The following is a 15,356-nucleotide window of genomic DNA, read 5'->3' as shown; positions in this document are numbered from 1 at the left end:
TTCCCTCCGTTCAGAACAGGTCGATGCTCCCGCCGCGCTCCCGGCGCGACAGTTGCTGGCAGTACTGCCGCTCGCGCTGCAGCACCGTGTCGTTGGCCAGGGTGCGCAGCTTGCGCACCAGCACCCGGCCGCTGCCGGGGAAGAAGTAGACCTTGCGCGGGTACACGTCGAGCAGGTCCTGGGCGGCCAGCGGGATGCCTTCGCTCGCCAGGTAGTCCAGGACGAACTCGACGTTGCGCTGGCCGACGTCGGCGCTGAGGTTCTTCAGCACCGAGCCACCGCCGAACACCTTGGCCTCGAAGTGCCGGCGCTGGCCGCCGCGGCGCATCAGGCCGTTGATCAGCAGGTCCATGGCGTGCACGCCGTAGCGCCCGGAATTCGACAGCAGGCCCTGTACGCCGGTGTCGCCGGGCAGCATGAAGTGGTTCATGCCGCCCAGGCCACTGCTGCGGTCGCGCAGGCACACCGAGACGCACGAGCCGAGCACGGTGACCAGCATCAGCGGCTCGGCGGTGACGTAGCACTCGCCGGGCAGCAGCTTCACCGCCTCGATGCCGAAGCGCGGGTCATAGTAGCGATTGAGTTGGTCCAGGGCGGCGCCCATCACTGGCTCCCCACCGCCTGGTAGGTGGTGCGGCCCACCGAACGCACCAGGTGGGTGGCGTGGACGAAGTTCTCCGAGTGCCCGGCGAAGAACAGCCCGCCGGGCCGCAGCAGGCGCACCATGCGTTCGAGCAGGCGGGTCTGGGTCGGCTTGTCGAAATAGATCATCACGTTGCGGCAGAAGATCGCGTCCAGTCCCCCGGGGATGCCCCAGTCGCGGTCGAGCAGGTTGATCTGCCGGTAGTCGACCATCTGCCGCAGCTCGTGCACCACCCGGGCCTTGCCGGCGTTGCCGCCGGTGCCGCGGAGGAAGAAGCGCTTCTTCTGCGCAGGCGTCAGCGCCTCGATGCGTTCCAGCGGATAGATGCCCTGGCGCGCCTGGCCGAGCACGCCGGTGTCGATGTCCGAGGCGATCAGCTCCACCGGCGGAGTGAAACTGCCCAGGGCGTCCACCAGGGTCATGGCCATGGAGTAGGGTTCCTCGCCGGTACTCGAGGCGGTGGACCAGAAGCGCAGCGGCTGGTGGTCGCGCAGCTGCTCGGCGGCGAAGCGGCCGAGGTGGTCGAAATGGTGCTTCTCGCGGAAGAACGCGGTGAGGTTGGTGGTCAGCGCGTTGACGAACTGCTGCCATTCTTCCTCGTGGTTCTCCAGGTAGGCGAAGTACTCGGCGAAGCTGCCCAGCCGCAGGCTGCGCAGGCGCCGCGAGAGGCGGCTGTAGACCAGCTGCTGCTTGTTCTCCGAGAGGCTGATGCCGGCGTGCCGGTAAAGGCGCTCACGCACCTGCTGGAAGTCCCGGCGGGTGTAGTGGAACTCGTGCTCGGGGGCGGGCAGGTTGATCGACATCGGGTGGTCTCGGTGGTGGGCAGATGGGTGGCGGATCAGACGCGTGGGGCAATTGCGCAGGTCGAGCTGTTGTAGGAGCGGGCCATGCCCGCGACAGCCCGGCACGATGCGGATCGCGGGCATGGCCCGCTCCTACAGGGTGGATATCGCCTGACCCTCCCTGGTCCGCGCGCGGCAACCGGCCCTCCCATTGCTCCGGCTGCCGCCATCCCTCAGCCCCGCCCGATCAGAACTCTTCCCAGTCTTCCTCCTTGCCCTTGGCGCGCACCGCCTTGGCTACGCCGCGGGCGGCGCGCGAGGTGTGCGCGGCCGGTTCGGCGCGGGCCGGGCGGGCGGAGGCCAGCGGCACCACGGTCGCCGCGACGGATTCGAGCTTGAACACCGCCACCTGCTGGTTGAGCATGCCGGCCTGCTCCTGCAGGGCCTCGGCCGAGGCGGCGGCTTCTTCCACCAGCGCGGCGTTCTGCTGGGTCATCTCGTCCATCTGCGACACGGCGCCGTTCACTTCCTCGATGCCGCTGCTCTGCTCGGCGCTGGCGGCGGCGATCTCGGCCATGATGTCGGTGACGCGCTTGATCGCCACCACGATGTCGCTCATGGTCTGGCCGGCCTGGGCCACCAGGGTGTTGCCGCTCTCGACCTTGTCCACCGAGTCGTTGATCAGCGTCTTGATCTCCTTGGCGGCGGCGGCGGAGCGCTGCGCCAGGGTGCGCACCTCCCCGGCCACCACGGCGAAGCCGCGGCCCTGCTCGCCGGCGCGCGCCGCTTCCACCGCGGCGTTGAGCGCGAGGATGTTGGTCTGGAAGGCAATGCCGTCGATCACCCCGATGATGTCGGCGATCTTGCGCGCCGAGTCGTTGATCGCCGACATGGTGCCCACCACCTTCTGCACCACGCTGCCGCCCTCGGTGGCGACTTCCGAGGCGTTCACCGCCAGCGAGTTGGCCTGGCGCGCGTTCTCGGCGTTGAGCTTCACGGTGCTGGTCAGCTCCTCCATGCTCGACGCGGTTTCCTCCAGGCTGGAGGCCTGCTGCTCGGTGCGGGTGGACAGCTCGGCGTTGCCGCTGGCGATCTCGCTGGCGGCGGTGTGGATGGTGTCGGCTGCCTCGCGGATCTGCCCGAGCATGCGCGACAGGCTCTGTGCGGTCTCGTTGGCGTAGTCCTTGAGTTCGCCGAAGGTGCCCTGGTAGTCGGCGTCGATGCGCTGGGTCAGGTCGCCCTGGGCCAGGGCGCCGAGCACGCGGGTGACGTCGCGCAGGCCCTTGTCGGCGGTGTCCACCAGGTTGTTCAGGCCGGTGGCGATCTTCAGGAAGAAGCCTTCCTTGTTCGACGCCTCGATGCGCTTGCTGAAGTCGCCGGCGACGGCGGCGTCCACCAGTTGCGAGACTTCCTGTTCGGCGCGGAATTCCTCGGTGCGGTCGGTCCACTGCACGGCCGAGCCCAGGCGCTCGCCGGCATCGTTGAACACCGGCACCACGTCCAGGGCGAAGCGGCGGCCGCCCAGGCTCAGCTCGGCCTTATGCCGCGCGGTGAGGTGCGCGAGCATGCCGCGCTGGTGCGCCGGGTTCTTGTGGAACATGTCGATGTTGGCGCCCATCAGGCGGCCGGCGTTGAAGTTCGGCAGCTGCTTGCGGATGTCCGACTCGGCGTTGGCCAGCATCTCGCTGACCGTGCGGTTCATGTAGATGATCTCCAGGTCGTTGTTGGCGATCATCACGTTGGCCGAGACGTTGTCCAGCGCGCTCTTGATCCGCGCGTTGTACTCGGCGGCGTCGGCGTTGGCCTTGAGGCTGTTGCGCACGCCGTCGATGGCCTCGGTGATGATGGCTTTCTTGCCCGGCAGGCGGTCCATCTCCACCGAATAGTCGCCCTTGCCGTAGGCGGTGACGGTGGCGACGACTTTCATCTTCACCGCGATGTGCGCAGCGACCAGGTCGTTGATGCCCTTGGCGATGCGCGCCGGGCGGCCGGCGAACTTGTCCACCGCGATCACCTCGTCGATCCAGCCCAGTTCGTGCTGGCGGGTCATCTCCGCGAGGCCGGCTTCCAGGGCTTCCACCTGGGCCTGCTCGGCGCGCTGCTCGCGCAGGCTGCGCTGCACGCCGCGCAGGCCGTCGTAGAGGCGCTCGTAGCCGGCGGCCGGGGCTTCGCCGATGGCGACGTCGAGATTGCCGTCCACCAGGCTGTGGAGGATGGCGGTGATGCGGTCGGCGCGTTGCTGCGCCACGGCGTGTGCATTGAACAGACCCATGTTGTTTTTCCTCGGTCGCGATCAGGCGGCGGTTTCGTCGACCAGCGCCATTTCACGGCTGGTCATGAGTTTTTCGATGTCCACCAGGATGAGCATGCGCTCGCCCAGGGTGGCCAGGCCCAACAGGTACTCGGTGTCGAAGCTGGCGGCGAATTCGGGGCGTGGCTTGATCTCCTCGCCGGCCAGGGCGATCACGTCGGAGACCGAATCCACCACGGCGCCGACGATGCGCCGGCCGACGTTGAGGATGATCACCACGGTGAACTGGTCGTAGCTGATGTCGGCCAGGTTGAACTTGATGCGCAGGTCGACGATGGGCACGATCGCGCCACGCAGGTTGATCACGCCCTTGATGAAGGCGGGCGCGTTGGCGATCGCCGTGACCTGGTCGTAGCCACGGATCTCCTGCACGCGCAGGATGTCGATGGCGTATTCCTCGCGGCCCAGGGTGAAGGTCAGGTATTCCTGCACCGGGCTCGTCACCGCGGTGGCTTCAGCTGCGCTCATGGGTGGGTTCTCCTTGTGCTGCCAGGCGTGGCAGGGCATCGACATCGAGGATCAGGGCGACGCTGCCATCGCCCATGATGGTGGCGCCGGCGATCCCGTCGATCCGGCGGAAGTTCTGTTCCAGGCTCTTGATCACCACCTGCTGCTGGCCGACCAGTTCGTCCACCTGCAGGGCGAAACTCCTGCCCTCGGATTCGAGGATCACCACGATCCCCTGCTCCGGCGGCTGCGGCGCGGCGCCGATGTGCAGCAGCTGGTTGAGGGAGAACAGCGGCAGGTACTCGCCGCGCACGCGGATCACCGTCGACTCCTCGCCGGCAAGGCCGCGCACGTCGTCGGCGCGGGCCTGCAGCGACTCGACGATGTAGGTCAGCGGCACCACGTAGTTGACTTGTTCCACGGCGACGATCAGGCCGTCGAGGATGGCCAGGGTCAGCGGCAGGCGGATGCTCATGCGGGTGCCCATGCCCGGCGCCGAATCGATGTCGATGCGCCCACCCATGGCCTGGATGTTGCGCCGCACCACGTCCATGCCCACGCCCCGGCCGGACAGTTCGGTGACCGCCTCGGCGGTGGAGAAGCCGGGCATGAAGATCAGTTGCCAGACCTCGGCATCGCTCATCCCGTCGTGCACGGCCAGGCCCTTCTCGCGGGCCTTGGCGAGGATGCGCTCGCGGGACAGGCCGCGGCCGTCATCGGAGATTTCCACCACCACGCTGCCGCCCTGGTGGCTGGCGGCGAGCTTCACCGAGCCCTGGGCCGGCTTGCCGGCGGCCAGGCGTTCGGCGGGTGTTTCGATGCCGTGGTCGATGCTGTTGCGGACGATGTGGGTGAGCGGGTCGCTGAGCTTCTCGATGACGCTCTTGTCCAGTTCGGTGTGCTCGCCCTGGAGGATCAGCTCGACCTGCTTGCCCAGCCGCGCGGAGGTGTCGTGCACCAGGCGCGGGAAGCGGCTGAAGATGAAGCTGATCGGCAACATGCGGATCGACATCACCGATTCCTGCAGGTCGCGGGTGTTGTGTTCCAGTTGCGCCAGGGCCTGCTGCAGGCGTTCGAAGTGGGTGGGGTCTAGGTCCTCGCTGAGCTGGCTGAGCATGGCCTGGGTGATCACCAGCTCGCCCACCAGGTTGATCAGGCTGTCGATCTTCTCAACGCTGACGCGGATGGAGCTGGACTCGCTGTCGGTGCGCGGCGTGGCGGCCGGTTTCGCCGGGCCTGGCGCCGCCACGGGCGCTGGCGCGACGGCTACCAGGGCCGCGGCGGCGGGCGCGCCGGGGGCGTCGTCGAAGAAGCCGAAATCGTCGCCGTGGTTGGCGCTGATGCTGGCACTGGCGTCCGGCGTGCCGGGGGCATCGTCGAAGAAGCCGAAGGCGTCGCCGTCGCTGGCGCTGTCGTCAGCGGCGTTGCCGTCACGGGCCGCCGGGGCGTCATCGAACAGGCCGAAGCCGGCATCGCTGGCCGCTGCGACAGGCGCTGCCAGCCAGGCGCGCAGGCGTTCGACGGTGGCGGCCACCGGTGCGTCCGGGTCGGGCACCTGGCTGCGGTGCGCATCGAGCAGGCGCTGCAGGACGTCGCGCGCTTCGAGGAACACGCCGATCATGTCCGCGTGCAAGGCCGTCTGCCCACAGCGGATGCGGTCGAGCAGGGTTTCCAGCTCGTGGGTCACGGCGGTCAGGTCGTCGAAGCCGAACATGCCGCTGGAGCCCTTGATCGAGTGGGCCGCGCGGAAAATCCCGTTGAGCGTCTCGGCGTCCGGCTGATCGAGGTCGAGCCCGATCAGCAGGAGTTCGAGGGTCGCCAGGTGCTCGTCGGTTTCCTCGAAGAACACCTGGAGGAACTGCTCCATTCCAGTGGCCATCGGCGATACCCCTACGGCAGGACCTTGCGGGTGACTTCCAGCAGTTTCGGCGGGTCGAACGGCTTGACCAGCCAACCGGTGGCGCCGGCGCTCTTGCCCTGCTGCTTCATGGCATCGCTGGATTCGGTGGTCAGCATGAGGATCGGCGTACCGCGGTAGCCGGCCATGTCGCGCAGGCTGCGGATCAGGGTCAGGCCGTCCATGTTCGGCATGTTCTGGTCGGTGAAGACCAGGTTGTAGGTCTTGCGCTGGGCCTTGCCCAGACCGTCCTTGCCGTCCACGGCCTCGTCCACCTCGTAGCCGGCGGACTTGAGCGTGAAGCTCAGCATCTGCCGGATGGAGGCCGAGTCATCGACGATCAGAATCTGCTTTCCCATTGCGTGTGTTCTCCTCGGGTTGCAATGCGTTGGCCTGGCGCGCGGGCGCACAGGTGCTCGCGCCATCCCGGCGCGCGGAAGGGGTGGGTGGGTCTCAGCCGATGAGGGCGAGGTTGGCCAGGTATTCGAAGACGGACTGCAGCATGTCGGGGCTCCTGCGTTGCCTTCAGGTCAGAACAGTTCCACCTCGCCAGCGCTGAGGCTGGTCTGGGCGACCGGGTTGCTCAGGGGGCGGCCGAGTTCGGCGACTTCGCCGCGCAGGCGCTCGCCCCATTCGCCGGGTGGGCGGCCATCCAGCGCGCCGAGGCCGACGGCGAGGGCGCCCAGGCGTGCGCTGTGCTTGCCGATCTGGCCGAGCAGCTGGCTGCTCATGTCCTGGAACTGCAGGGCGGTGACCGCGGCGTTGACGCCGTCGCCCACTTCCAGGGAGATGCGGTCCAGCTCCTGCACCACCTTCACGGTGTGCTGGTTCATGGCGTCGAGGTCGTCGAGCATGTGCTGGATCTTCTGCCGCGAATCCAGGGCGAAGGTCATGTCCTTGTCGGCCAGCTGGCTGATGGCGCCTTCGGCGTCCTTGATCTCGCGGTAGACCACGTCGACGTGCTCGCGGATGGCCTGGGAGAAGTGCGTGGAACGGGTCGACAGCGCGCGGACCTCGTCGGCCACCACGGCGAAGCCGCGGCCGCTTTCGCCGGCGCGGGCGGCCTCGATGGCGGCGTTGAGCGCCAGCAGGTTGGTCTGCTTGGCGATGGCGTCCATGTCCTGGGTGGACTGCAGGATCTCGGCGATCTTGTGCGTCACGCGGTCCATGCGCTCCACCAGTTGCTGCGAGGTGCGGCTGGTTTCCAGGGTGGCTTCGACGAACAGCCCGAGGGTTTCCTGGGTGGCGTGGATGAAGCGCTGGAAGTCGATATCGCCGTCCAGGTGGCCACGGCCGTCGTAGCGCTCGATCAGCGAGTGGGACAGGCCGCGCTGGGTGTCGATGCGTTCGGCGAGGGCGTGGAAGCTGTCGGTGAGCTGGCGGATGGCCTGGTGCAGGAGGTTGTCGATCTGGTGGGTATGCCCGTTGACCGAGGCCAGGTGGCTTTCCACGGCGTCCTGCACGGGGCGCCAATGGGGCAGCTCGTCCGTATTCAGGCTGGCGGCCTGCGGGTCGCTGTCGGCCTGGCTGGCGCTGCACAGCAGGCTGCTCAGCACCAGGCTGGACAGCCAGCCCACCGGCAGCATCCACCAGAACGGCACGCCGAGGACGCAGAGGGCGGCCACCACCGCCCAGGGCAGGCTCTGGATGACGAGGCGCCGCGGCCAGCCCTGGCCGGCGTCATGTTCCGCCTGGGGGGTCAACTGTGAATCGCGCATGAATGCACTCCATTGCCGGGCGCCGGTGAACGGGCCGAACGGCTCTTGATACGTCTTGAGCAGGAATTCGGCCTCGCGATTTAAAACTAGAGTGCTGCTGCGTGATGTCAAACTGACGGCATATTTCCGTCGTCAGGGATAGACCCTTGATCTAGAGGGGCTTTTGCTGAATCGCCGTTCATCGAGGCTGTTTCGCGGGCGACGGGCGGTAGCGCGCAGGCCTTGTGGGACGCGGGTTGTAGCGATTTTTCGATGACAAAACGCGCCGGCGGGAGTGGCATCCGGAGCCAGTCAGTCGGGGGCGACTGTAGGAGCGCGCCATGCGCGATCGCGGGCATGGCCCGCTCCTACAATGGGCGACGGAATCGACCTGGGTGTAGGAGCGGACTTCGTCCGCGATAGGCCTGCATCGCGCCGGAGCCCGCTCCTACGCAGGTGGGTCAGAGGGTGCCGAGCAGCTTGCGCGCCGCCTGGGTGTGGTCGGCGATCAGGCGCTGCAGGTCGAGGCCTTCGACTTCGCCGTCGATGACCCGCCAGGTGCCGCCGATCATGATCCGGTCGGCCTTGTCGGCGCCGCACAGCAACAGGGCCGACAGCGGGTCGTGGCTGCCGGAGAAGCGCAGCTCGTCGAGCGTGAACAGCGCGAGGTCCGCCTGCTTGCCCACGGCCAGTTCGCCGATGTCGCTGCGGCCGATCAGCTTGGCCGAGCCCCGGGTTGCCCAGCCCAGCGCGCGCTCGGGGGTGATCTGCTCGGCGCCGTAGCGCAGGCGCTGGATGTACAGGGCCTGGCGGGCTTCGAGGATCATGTTCGACGCGTCGTTGGAGGCCGAGCCGTCCACGCCGATGCCTACCGGCGCGCCGGCGGCTTCCAGCGCCACGGTGGGGCAGATGCCCGAGGCCAGGCGCATGTTCGAGCTGGGGCAATGGCAGACGCCGGTGCCGGCTTCGCCGAGGCGGCGGATTTCCTCGTCGTTGAAGTGGATGCCGTGGGCCAGCCAGGTGCGCGGGCCGAGCCAGCCGACGCTGTCCAGGTAATCCACGGTGCGCTGGCCGAAGCGCTGCAGGCAGAAGTCCTCCTCGTCGAGGGTTTCGGCCAGGTGGGTGTGCAGGCGCACGTCCTCGCGCTCGGCCAGCTCGGCACTGGCGCGCATGATTTCCGGGGTGACCGAGAACGGCGAGCAGGGCGCCAGGGCGATCTGCACCTGGGCGCCTTCGCCGCGCTGGTGGTACGCGCGGATCAGCCGCTGGCTGTCGTCGAGGATGGCCTCGGCGCTCTGCACGGTCTGCTGCGGCGGCAGGCCGCCGTCGGCTTCGCCCAGGCTCATGGAGCCGCGGGTGAGCATGGCGCGCATGCCCAGTTCCTGGACCACGCCGGCCTGCACGTCGATGGCCTGCTCCAGGCCGTCCGGGAACAGGTAGTGGTGGTCGGCGGCGGTGGTGCAGCCCGACAGCAGCAGTTCGGCCAGAGCGACCTTGGTGGCGACCGCCAGCTGGTCGGGGGTCAGGCGCGCCCACACCGGGTAGAGGGTCTTCAGCCAGGGGAACAGCGGCTGGTTCACCACCGGCGCCCAGGCGCGGGTGAGGGTCTGGTAGAAGTGGTGGTGGGTGTTGATCAGGCCGGGCGTCAGTACGTGCCGGCTGGCGTCGAAGGTTTGTTGGCAGGGGGTGGAGGGCTGCTGGCCGAGCGCGACGAGTTCGACGATGCGGCCGTCCTGGACGACGATGCCGCCACGGGCGTCGAGGTCGTTGGCGGTGAAGATGGCCAGCGGGTTGCGCAGCCAGAGACGCGGGGAAGACATGGGTGAGTTCTCCAAACGGACGGAGCCGTTCGTGTCGAGCCGGCTCCATGGGGTCATGGGAAGCCAGCTCAGTGTTAACCCTGTCTGCTGATCCAGGTGCGCTTGGTGCTACCGAACGGTTCGCTGCGCGTCGGCCATGCGGCGTCGGCGATCGTCGGGAAATGCTCATTGACTGGCGTCAACTGTGCTTTCCCGCCAACCGCCGCCTTGCCTGGCTTTAGCTCGCAGAACCTGACGTCGGAGTCAAGTGAAGGCTCATGGTAGCCGTATCGGCGCGAGCCGTCACCAGTCGATCGGCGTTCCCTGGTAATCCAGGTAGAACTGGCCGCCCCGGCCGGCGTGGCCTTCGACCTGGTCGGCGAGGCCCTTCACGCTGGTCGGCACGTCCAGCGGCGCGGATTCGCCGCCCATGTCGGTGCGCACCCAGCCCGGGTGCAGGTTGAGCACGGTGATGCCGGTTTCCTCCAGCCCGGCGACGAAGCTGCGCGTCAGCGAGTTGAGCGCCGCCTTGCTGGCGCGGTACAGCGCCATGCCGCCGGATTGATTGCCGGCGACGCTGCCCAGCTCCGAGGTCATGAAGGCCAGGACGCCGCGCTCGGCGTCCAGCCGCGGCAGCAGGCGCTCGGCCAGGCGCAGCGGGGCGACGGCGTTGACCATGAACAGCTGGCCCACCTCGGCCAGGCTGGCGTCGATGGCCGACTGGTGCGGCGGGCCGTAGATGCCGGCGTTGATGAAGACGAGGTCGAAGCGGGCGCCGGCCAGGGTTTCGGCGAGGCGGTCCTGGGACGGCGCATCGTCGAGCAGCAGGGATTCCACGCGCACCGGCAGCGCGGCCAGTTCGCCGGCGTGGGCGGCGTCGCGCACGGTGGCGGTGACGTCCCAGCCGCGGCCCAGCAGCTCGCGCACCAGGCCCAGGCCGAGGCCGCGCGAGGCGCCGATGATCAGGGCGGATTTGGCAGTACTCATGGGGCTCTCCGGCAGCGTTGGAAAGGCTCCAGCATAACCGCTCAATCCTCCGCGCGCAGGCGATCCAGACGCAATCGGTCGCGCTCGTCGGTGAGCCGCCAGGCCGACAGCCAGACGGCGCCCAGGGCGGTGGCGAAGCCGGCGGCGGCGAGCAGGAACATCAGCAGGATCTGGTAGCGCGCAGCGTCCAGCGGGTCCATGCCGGCGAGAATCTGCCCGGTCATGATCCCCGGCAGGGTGATGATGCCGGCGGCGGCCATCTGGTTCAGCGTCGGGATCAGCCCGGTGTACAACGCGCGGCGCAGCACGCCGCCCAGCGCCGTGTAGCGGTCGGCGCCGAGGGCCAGGCGCGCTTCGATGGCGGCGCGTTCGCGGGTGACGCTGGCGAATACCTGGTTCAGCGCGAGGCTCGCGGCGTTCATGGACGTGCCGAGGATGATGCCCACCAGCGGGATGGCGTGCCGTGGGTCATACCAGGGCTGCGGCCGCAGGCTGCTGGCGAGGGCGAACAGGGCGATACCCAGGGTGGCGACGCCGACGGTGCCGCCGCCGATGCCCAGGTGCCAGAAGCCGGCGAGGCGCCGGCGCTGCCGTGAGCCGACCTCGAAGGTGGCGGCGCCGAGCATGCCCGCCACCACCAGGGCGGTCAGCCAGGGCGAGGACAGGGCGAACACCTGGCGCAGGAACAATCCCACCAGCACCAGCTGCACCACCAGGCGCACGGCGGAGATCAGCAGCGTGCGCTGCAGGCCCAGGCGCAGCGCCCAGGACAGCGCGGCGGCGGCCACGATCAGCAGCGCGGCGAGGGCCAGTTCCGGCAGGTTGAGCTGGAGCGGTGTCATGGGGCGTCCTCGTGCAGGCCCTGCTCATCGAGCCGCAAGTGCACATCGGCGAGGCGCTGCGCCTGGTCCGCATCGTGGCTGACCAACAGGAGGCCCATGCCCTGTTCCCGCTGGCGTCGCAGCAACTGCTCGACGGCGTCGCGGCTGGCCGGGTCGAGCGCCGCCGTGGGTTCGTCCAGCAGCAGGAAGCGCGGCTGCTGCACCAGGGCGCGGAGCAACGCCAGGCGCTGCCGTTCGCCGGTGGACAGTTGCAGGACCTGGGCCTGCAACAGCGCCGGGTCGAGGTTCACCTGGGGCAGCAGGGGGCGCACCGCGTCGAGGTCGGTGAAGTGCGCGGCGACGCTGTCTTCCCACCAGCCGGATTCGGCCGCCACGTAGGTGACCAGGCGCCGCCAGGTGCTGGCCGGCAGGCTCTCGCGGCTGACGCCGCCCAGGCTGACGCGGCCCTGGTTTGGGTCGAGGTCGGCGAGCATGCGCAGCAACAGGCTCTTGCCGATCCCCGACGGCCCGCTGAGCACCGTGCAGCGGCCGGGCGCCAGCGCGAGATCGAACGGCCCGCTGAGCGCGCCGCGCAGCTCGCGCGCCTGCAACGGGCCGAGGGGAATTTGCGGAAGGTTCATGGAGGGCCTTCGCCGGGGAAGATGAAGGCGAGCATAACAAGGGCGCCTGACGGTTTCTCCGGAAGCTGATTCTGTAGGAGCGAGCTTGCTCGCGAACCGCTCAGCGCCAGTGTGGCCGGCGAATGCTGTTCGCGAGCAAGCTCGCTCCTACAAAAAAACAGCCGAGCCCTCTGCCGAGCTGGAGCCCGAAACGACAAGGCCCGGCATATGCCGGGCCTTGTGGATAAAAAGCCCCGCAGAGTGTGCGGCGAGGCCTGGGCAAGCAGCCCAATCAGTCGGTGGTGATCTTCGAGTGCTTCTGGGTGTCCTTCATGGTCACGTACACCAGCAGCGAGCAGGCGATGCACGCGGTGACGTACCAGTAGAAGCCGCTCTCCATGCCGATGCTCTTGAACCACAGCGCCACGTACTCGGCGGTGCCGCCGAAGATGGACACCGTCAGCGCGTACGGCAGGCCCACGCCCAGGGCGCGGATCTCGGTGGGGAACAGCTCGGCCTTCACCACGGCGTTGATCGAGGTGTAGCCGCTGACGATGACCAGCGCGGCCATGATCAGGAAGAACGCGCCCCACCAGGTGTCGATGGTGTGCAGGGTGCTGAGGATCGGGTAGGTGAAGACGGTGCCCAGCACGCCGAAGGCGATCAGGATCGGGCGACGGCCGATCTTGTCCGACAGCGCACCGACGATGGGTTGCAGCAGCATGAACAGGAACAGCGTGGCCGCCGAGATCATGGTGGAGTCGTTCTTGCTCATCCCCACCGTGTTCACCAGGTACTTCTGCATGTAGGTGGTGTAGGTGTAGAAGGCCAGGGTACCGCCCATGGTCAGTCCGACCACGGTCAGCACTTCCTTGGGATGGCGCAGCAGGGTGCGCAGCAGGCTCTCCTTGGGCTCTTCCTTCTTGGTGGCGAAGGACTCGGTCTCTTCCATGCCGCGACGCAGGAACATGGCCACGACCGCGCACAGCGCGCCGATGAAGAACGGTACGCGCCAGCCCCAGCTTTCCAGCTGCTCGGTGGTCAGGGTCTGCTGCAGCACGATGAGTACCGCCAGGGCGATGAGCTGGCCGGAGATCAGGGTCACGTACTGGAAGCTGGAGAAGAAGCCGCGCTGCTCCTTGTTGGCCATCTCACTCAGGTAGGTGGCGGAGGTGCCGTATTCGCCGCCCACCGACAGGCCCTGCAGCAGGCGCGCCAGCACCAGCAGGATCGGTGCGCCGACGCCGATGGTTTCATAGCTGGGGGTCAGGGCGATGATCAGCGAGCCGAAGCACATCAGCAGCACCGAGGCCAGCAGCGCCGCCTTGCGGCCCTTGCGGTCGGCGTAGATGCCCATCAGCCAGCCACCGATCGGGCGCATCAGGAAGCCCACGGCGAAGATCGCGGCGGTGTTCAGCAACTGGGCGGTCATGTCTCCCTGGGGGAAGAAGGCCTTGGCGAAGTACAGCGAGAAGGCGGCGTAGACGTACCAGTCGTACCACTCGACCAGGTTGCCGACCGAGCCACTGAAGATCGACTTGATGCGCTGGGAAGTCGTGCGAGGTGCGGCAGAAGCGGAGACGGCGCTTGCGCTATCCATGGGGTGTTCCTCTTGTCGTTGTTGTCGTCAGGCGTGCGGACTACTCGAAACGTCACGCCGGCGCGCCGCGAGGGCGGCGCAGTGTCGAGGGCGATAGCAGGCACCGTGCCAAGGCGCGAAAGCCGCGTGGCAGAAGGGTTGCGCAGCGTTTGAGGCGTGTGCGGGCAGGCGAAGGGGCGCCTATCGTGGTGGGCCTTGAGCGGAAATCCGCCGACGCGTGTGTAGGGGCGAGGGGGAGCTTGGTTCCTGCGCGCGAACGAAATTCCCGACGGCACCGAGGTTGGGCGGTTCGCGAGCAAGCTCGCTCCTACATTGGGGCTTCGGTGCGGGGTTCAGCCCGTCGCGGACGACGGACATTGGGTAGGAGCGGACTCCGTCCGCGATCGGCATCCGCCGGCACGGCCTACCGTTGGCGAAACAAACAGCGCGGATACACGCTAACAACCTTCAGCGACTGTAGGAGCGGGCCATGCCCGCGATCGCGCGCATGGCGCGCTCCTACAAAAGGTGCTCCGGCATGGAGTCGGTACAGGATTGGGCCCATCGCGGACGGAGTCCCCCTACCTGAAAAATCGCGCCGGGACATGCCCTCTCCCCCGCCCTCTCCCTGAAGGGAGAGGGAGCTGCCCGTGCCGGATGACGCCATGGATCCATCCTGCACCGATCGGTCCCCTCTCCCTTCGGAGCGGGGCGCATAGCCAGGGTTTAGGGAGAGGAAGTCTCGGCACGGACTTTCAGAGAAAGGCAGTTCTTCCTACCCCAAGCCTGCCCTCGCGTAGGAGCGGACTCCGTCCGCGATCGGCATCCACCGGCACGGCCTACCGCTGGCGGAACAGATCCCCCGGGGTAAACCCGAAGAACCCCTTGAACGAGGCGATATAGGCCGAGGTGGAGTCGTACCCGCAATCCAGCGCCGCCGCCGTCACGCTGTCGCCGGCCTCCAGCGAGCCGAGGGAGGCGAGCAGGCGCTGGCGCTGGCGCCAGAGGCGGAAGGTCATCCCGGTCTCGCGCTGGAACAGCCGCGACAGGGTCTTCTCCGACGTGCCGATGCGCTGCGCCCAGTCACCCAGGGTGTGGTTGTCGGTGGGATGATCGATCAGCGTCTGGCACAGCTGCAACAACCGGCCCTCCTGTGGCATCGGCAGGGAGAACGCCACTTCCGGCAGCTCGCGCAACTGGTCCAGCAGCACCTGGACCAGCCGCGATTCGGCGCTGTCGCCCTGTGGGTAATCCACCGGCAGCTCGCAGAAGCTCTTGATCAGCTCGCGCGCCAGCGGCGTCACCTCCAGCACCCGGCAGCGGTCCGGCGCCCACTGGCAGGCGTCGTCGCGGATGTACAGGCTGCGCATTTCCGCCTGGGTCGAGGTGACCACTTCGTGATCGAGGTAGGCCGGAATCCAGATCGCCCGCTGCGGCGGCGCAAAGAAGCTGCCCTGCGCCGTGTGTACACCCAGCACCCCGGTGATGGCATACGACAGTTGCACCCAGGCGTGGTGGTGCCTGCTGGTCCAGGACCCCGCGCGGAGCCGTTCGGCGCGCGCATAGACCGGCCGCAGCAGGCGGTCCAGCACCGGGATCAGGCGTTGCAGTTCGGGAGCTTGTCCTTTCATCGGTCCATCGGGGCGGCAGGTCGCGAGTGGCCGAAGTCTGGCAGTCCTGCCCGGGCGCCTCAAGCGTGGCGCGCCGGCAGAGGCGTCGACGGCCGCGTTCGAACGGTGACCGCCTGGCGGCCCGAGGCATTCTGGCAGGTGT

The 15,356-nt window shown here is 68.1% G+C and carries 13 protein-coding genes; all 13 read right to left on the bottom strand.

Going from position 1 to position 15,356, the window contains the following annotated elements; translation table 11 throughout:
• Window positions 1-10 precede the first annotated feature (10 nt).
• On the bottom strand, window positions 11-604 hold the full coding sequence (cheD, locus tag ACNFIA_RS02435; RefSeq protein WP_259758429.1) for a chemoreceptor glutamine deamidase CheD: 594 nt from the start codon (window positions 602-604) through the stop codon (window positions 11-13).
• The gene (locus tag ACNFIA_RS02430; protein ID WP_416783008.1) at window positions 604-1,446 is read right to left on the bottom strand and encodes a CheR family methyltransferase; all 843 of its coding nucleotides are present in this window, start codon (window positions 1,444-1,446) and stop codon (window positions 604-606) included. The genes cheD and ACNFIA_RS02430 overlap by 1 nt, the downstream gene beginning before the upstream one ends.
• Before the next feature lie 226 nt (window positions 1,447-1,672).
• Window positions 1,673-3,697 carry a methyl-accepting chemotaxis protein gene (locus tag ACNFIA_RS02425; protein WP_416782746.1) on the bottom strand — a complete coding sequence of 675 codons (2,025 nt, stop codon included), beginning with the start codon at window positions 3,695-3,697 and terminating at the stop codon, window positions 1,673-1,675.
• Window positions 3,698-3,718: 21 nt separating this feature from the next.
• Window positions 3,719-4,204, bottom strand: a complete 486-nt coding sequence (locus tag ACNFIA_RS02420; protein WP_259758432.1) for a chemotaxis protein CheW — start codon at window positions 4,202-4,204, stop codon at window positions 3,719-3,721.
• Window positions 4,191-6,062, bottom strand: coding sequence for a chemotaxis protein CheA (locus tag ACNFIA_RS02415; protein ID WP_416782745.1), 1,872 nt, complete (start codon window positions 6,060-6,062; stop codon window positions 4,191-4,193). The genes ACNFIA_RS02420 and ACNFIA_RS02415 overlap by 14 nt, the downstream gene beginning before the upstream one ends.
• A gap of 11 nt (window positions 6,063-6,073) precedes the next feature.
• Complete coding sequence (locus ACNFIA_RS02410; protein WP_045213473.1) at window positions 6,074-6,439, bottom strand: response regulator; 366 nt, start codon at window positions 6,437-6,439, stop codon at window positions 6,074-6,076.
• Between the two features lie 171 nt (window positions 6,440-6,610).
• Complete coding sequence (locus ACNFIA_RS02405) at window positions 6,611-7,666, bottom strand: methyl-accepting chemotaxis protein (protein ID WP_416783006.1); 1,056 nt, start codon at window positions 7,664-7,666, stop codon at window positions 6,611-6,613.
• Between the two features lie 572 nt (window positions 7,667-8,238).
• Window positions 8,239-9,597 (bottom strand): 8-oxoguanine deaminase, encoded by a 1,359-nt coding sequence (locus ACNFIA_RS02400; RefSeq protein ID WP_416782744.1) that lies wholly within the window; start codon window positions 9,595-9,597, stop codon window positions 8,239-8,241.
• A gap of 282 nt (window positions 9,598-9,879) precedes the next feature.
• Window positions 9,880-10,563 carry an SDR family oxidoreductase gene (locus ACNFIA_RS02395; protein WP_416782743.1) on the bottom strand — a complete coding sequence of 228 codons (684 nt, stop codon included), beginning with the start codon at window positions 10,561-10,563 and terminating at the stop codon, window positions 9,880-9,882.
• A gap of 41 nt (window positions 10,564-10,604) precedes the next feature.
• A complete protein-coding gene (locus tag ACNFIA_RS02390; protein ID WP_416782742.1) occupies window positions 10,605-11,405 on the bottom strand; it encodes an ABC transporter permease in 801 nt (266 codons plus the stop codon).
• Window positions 11,402-12,025: an ABC transporter ATP-binding protein gene (locus ACNFIA_RS02385; RefSeq protein WP_416782741.1), complete on the bottom strand. Its 624-nt coding sequence runs from the start codon at window positions 12,023-12,025 to the stop codon at window positions 11,402-11,404. Before ACNFIA_RS02385 ends, ACNFIA_RS02390 begins: the two co-directional genes overlap by 4 nt.
• Before the next feature lie 271 nt (window positions 12,026-12,296).
• Window positions 12,297-13,604: an MFS transporter gene (locus ACNFIA_RS02380; protein WP_259758438.1), complete on the bottom strand. Its 1,308-nt coding sequence runs from the start codon at window positions 13,602-13,604 to the stop codon at window positions 12,297-12,299.
• Between the two features lie 818 nt (window positions 13,605-14,422).
• Entirely contained in the window at window positions 14,423-15,214 is a 792-nt protein-coding gene (locus tag ACNFIA_RS02375; protein WP_416782740.1) for an AraC family transcriptional regulator, read from the bottom strand.
• Window positions 15,215-15,356 lie beyond the last annotated feature (142 nt).

Source organism: Pseudomonas sp. NY15437, assembly GCF_048068435.1.
GTDB lineage: Bacteria > Pseudomonadota > Gammaproteobacteria > Pseudomonadales > Pseudomonadaceae > Pseudomonas > Pseudomonas nitroreducens_B.
Note: the sequence above shows the minus strand (reverse complement) of the source record. Positions and strands in the feature narration are given on the sequence as shown.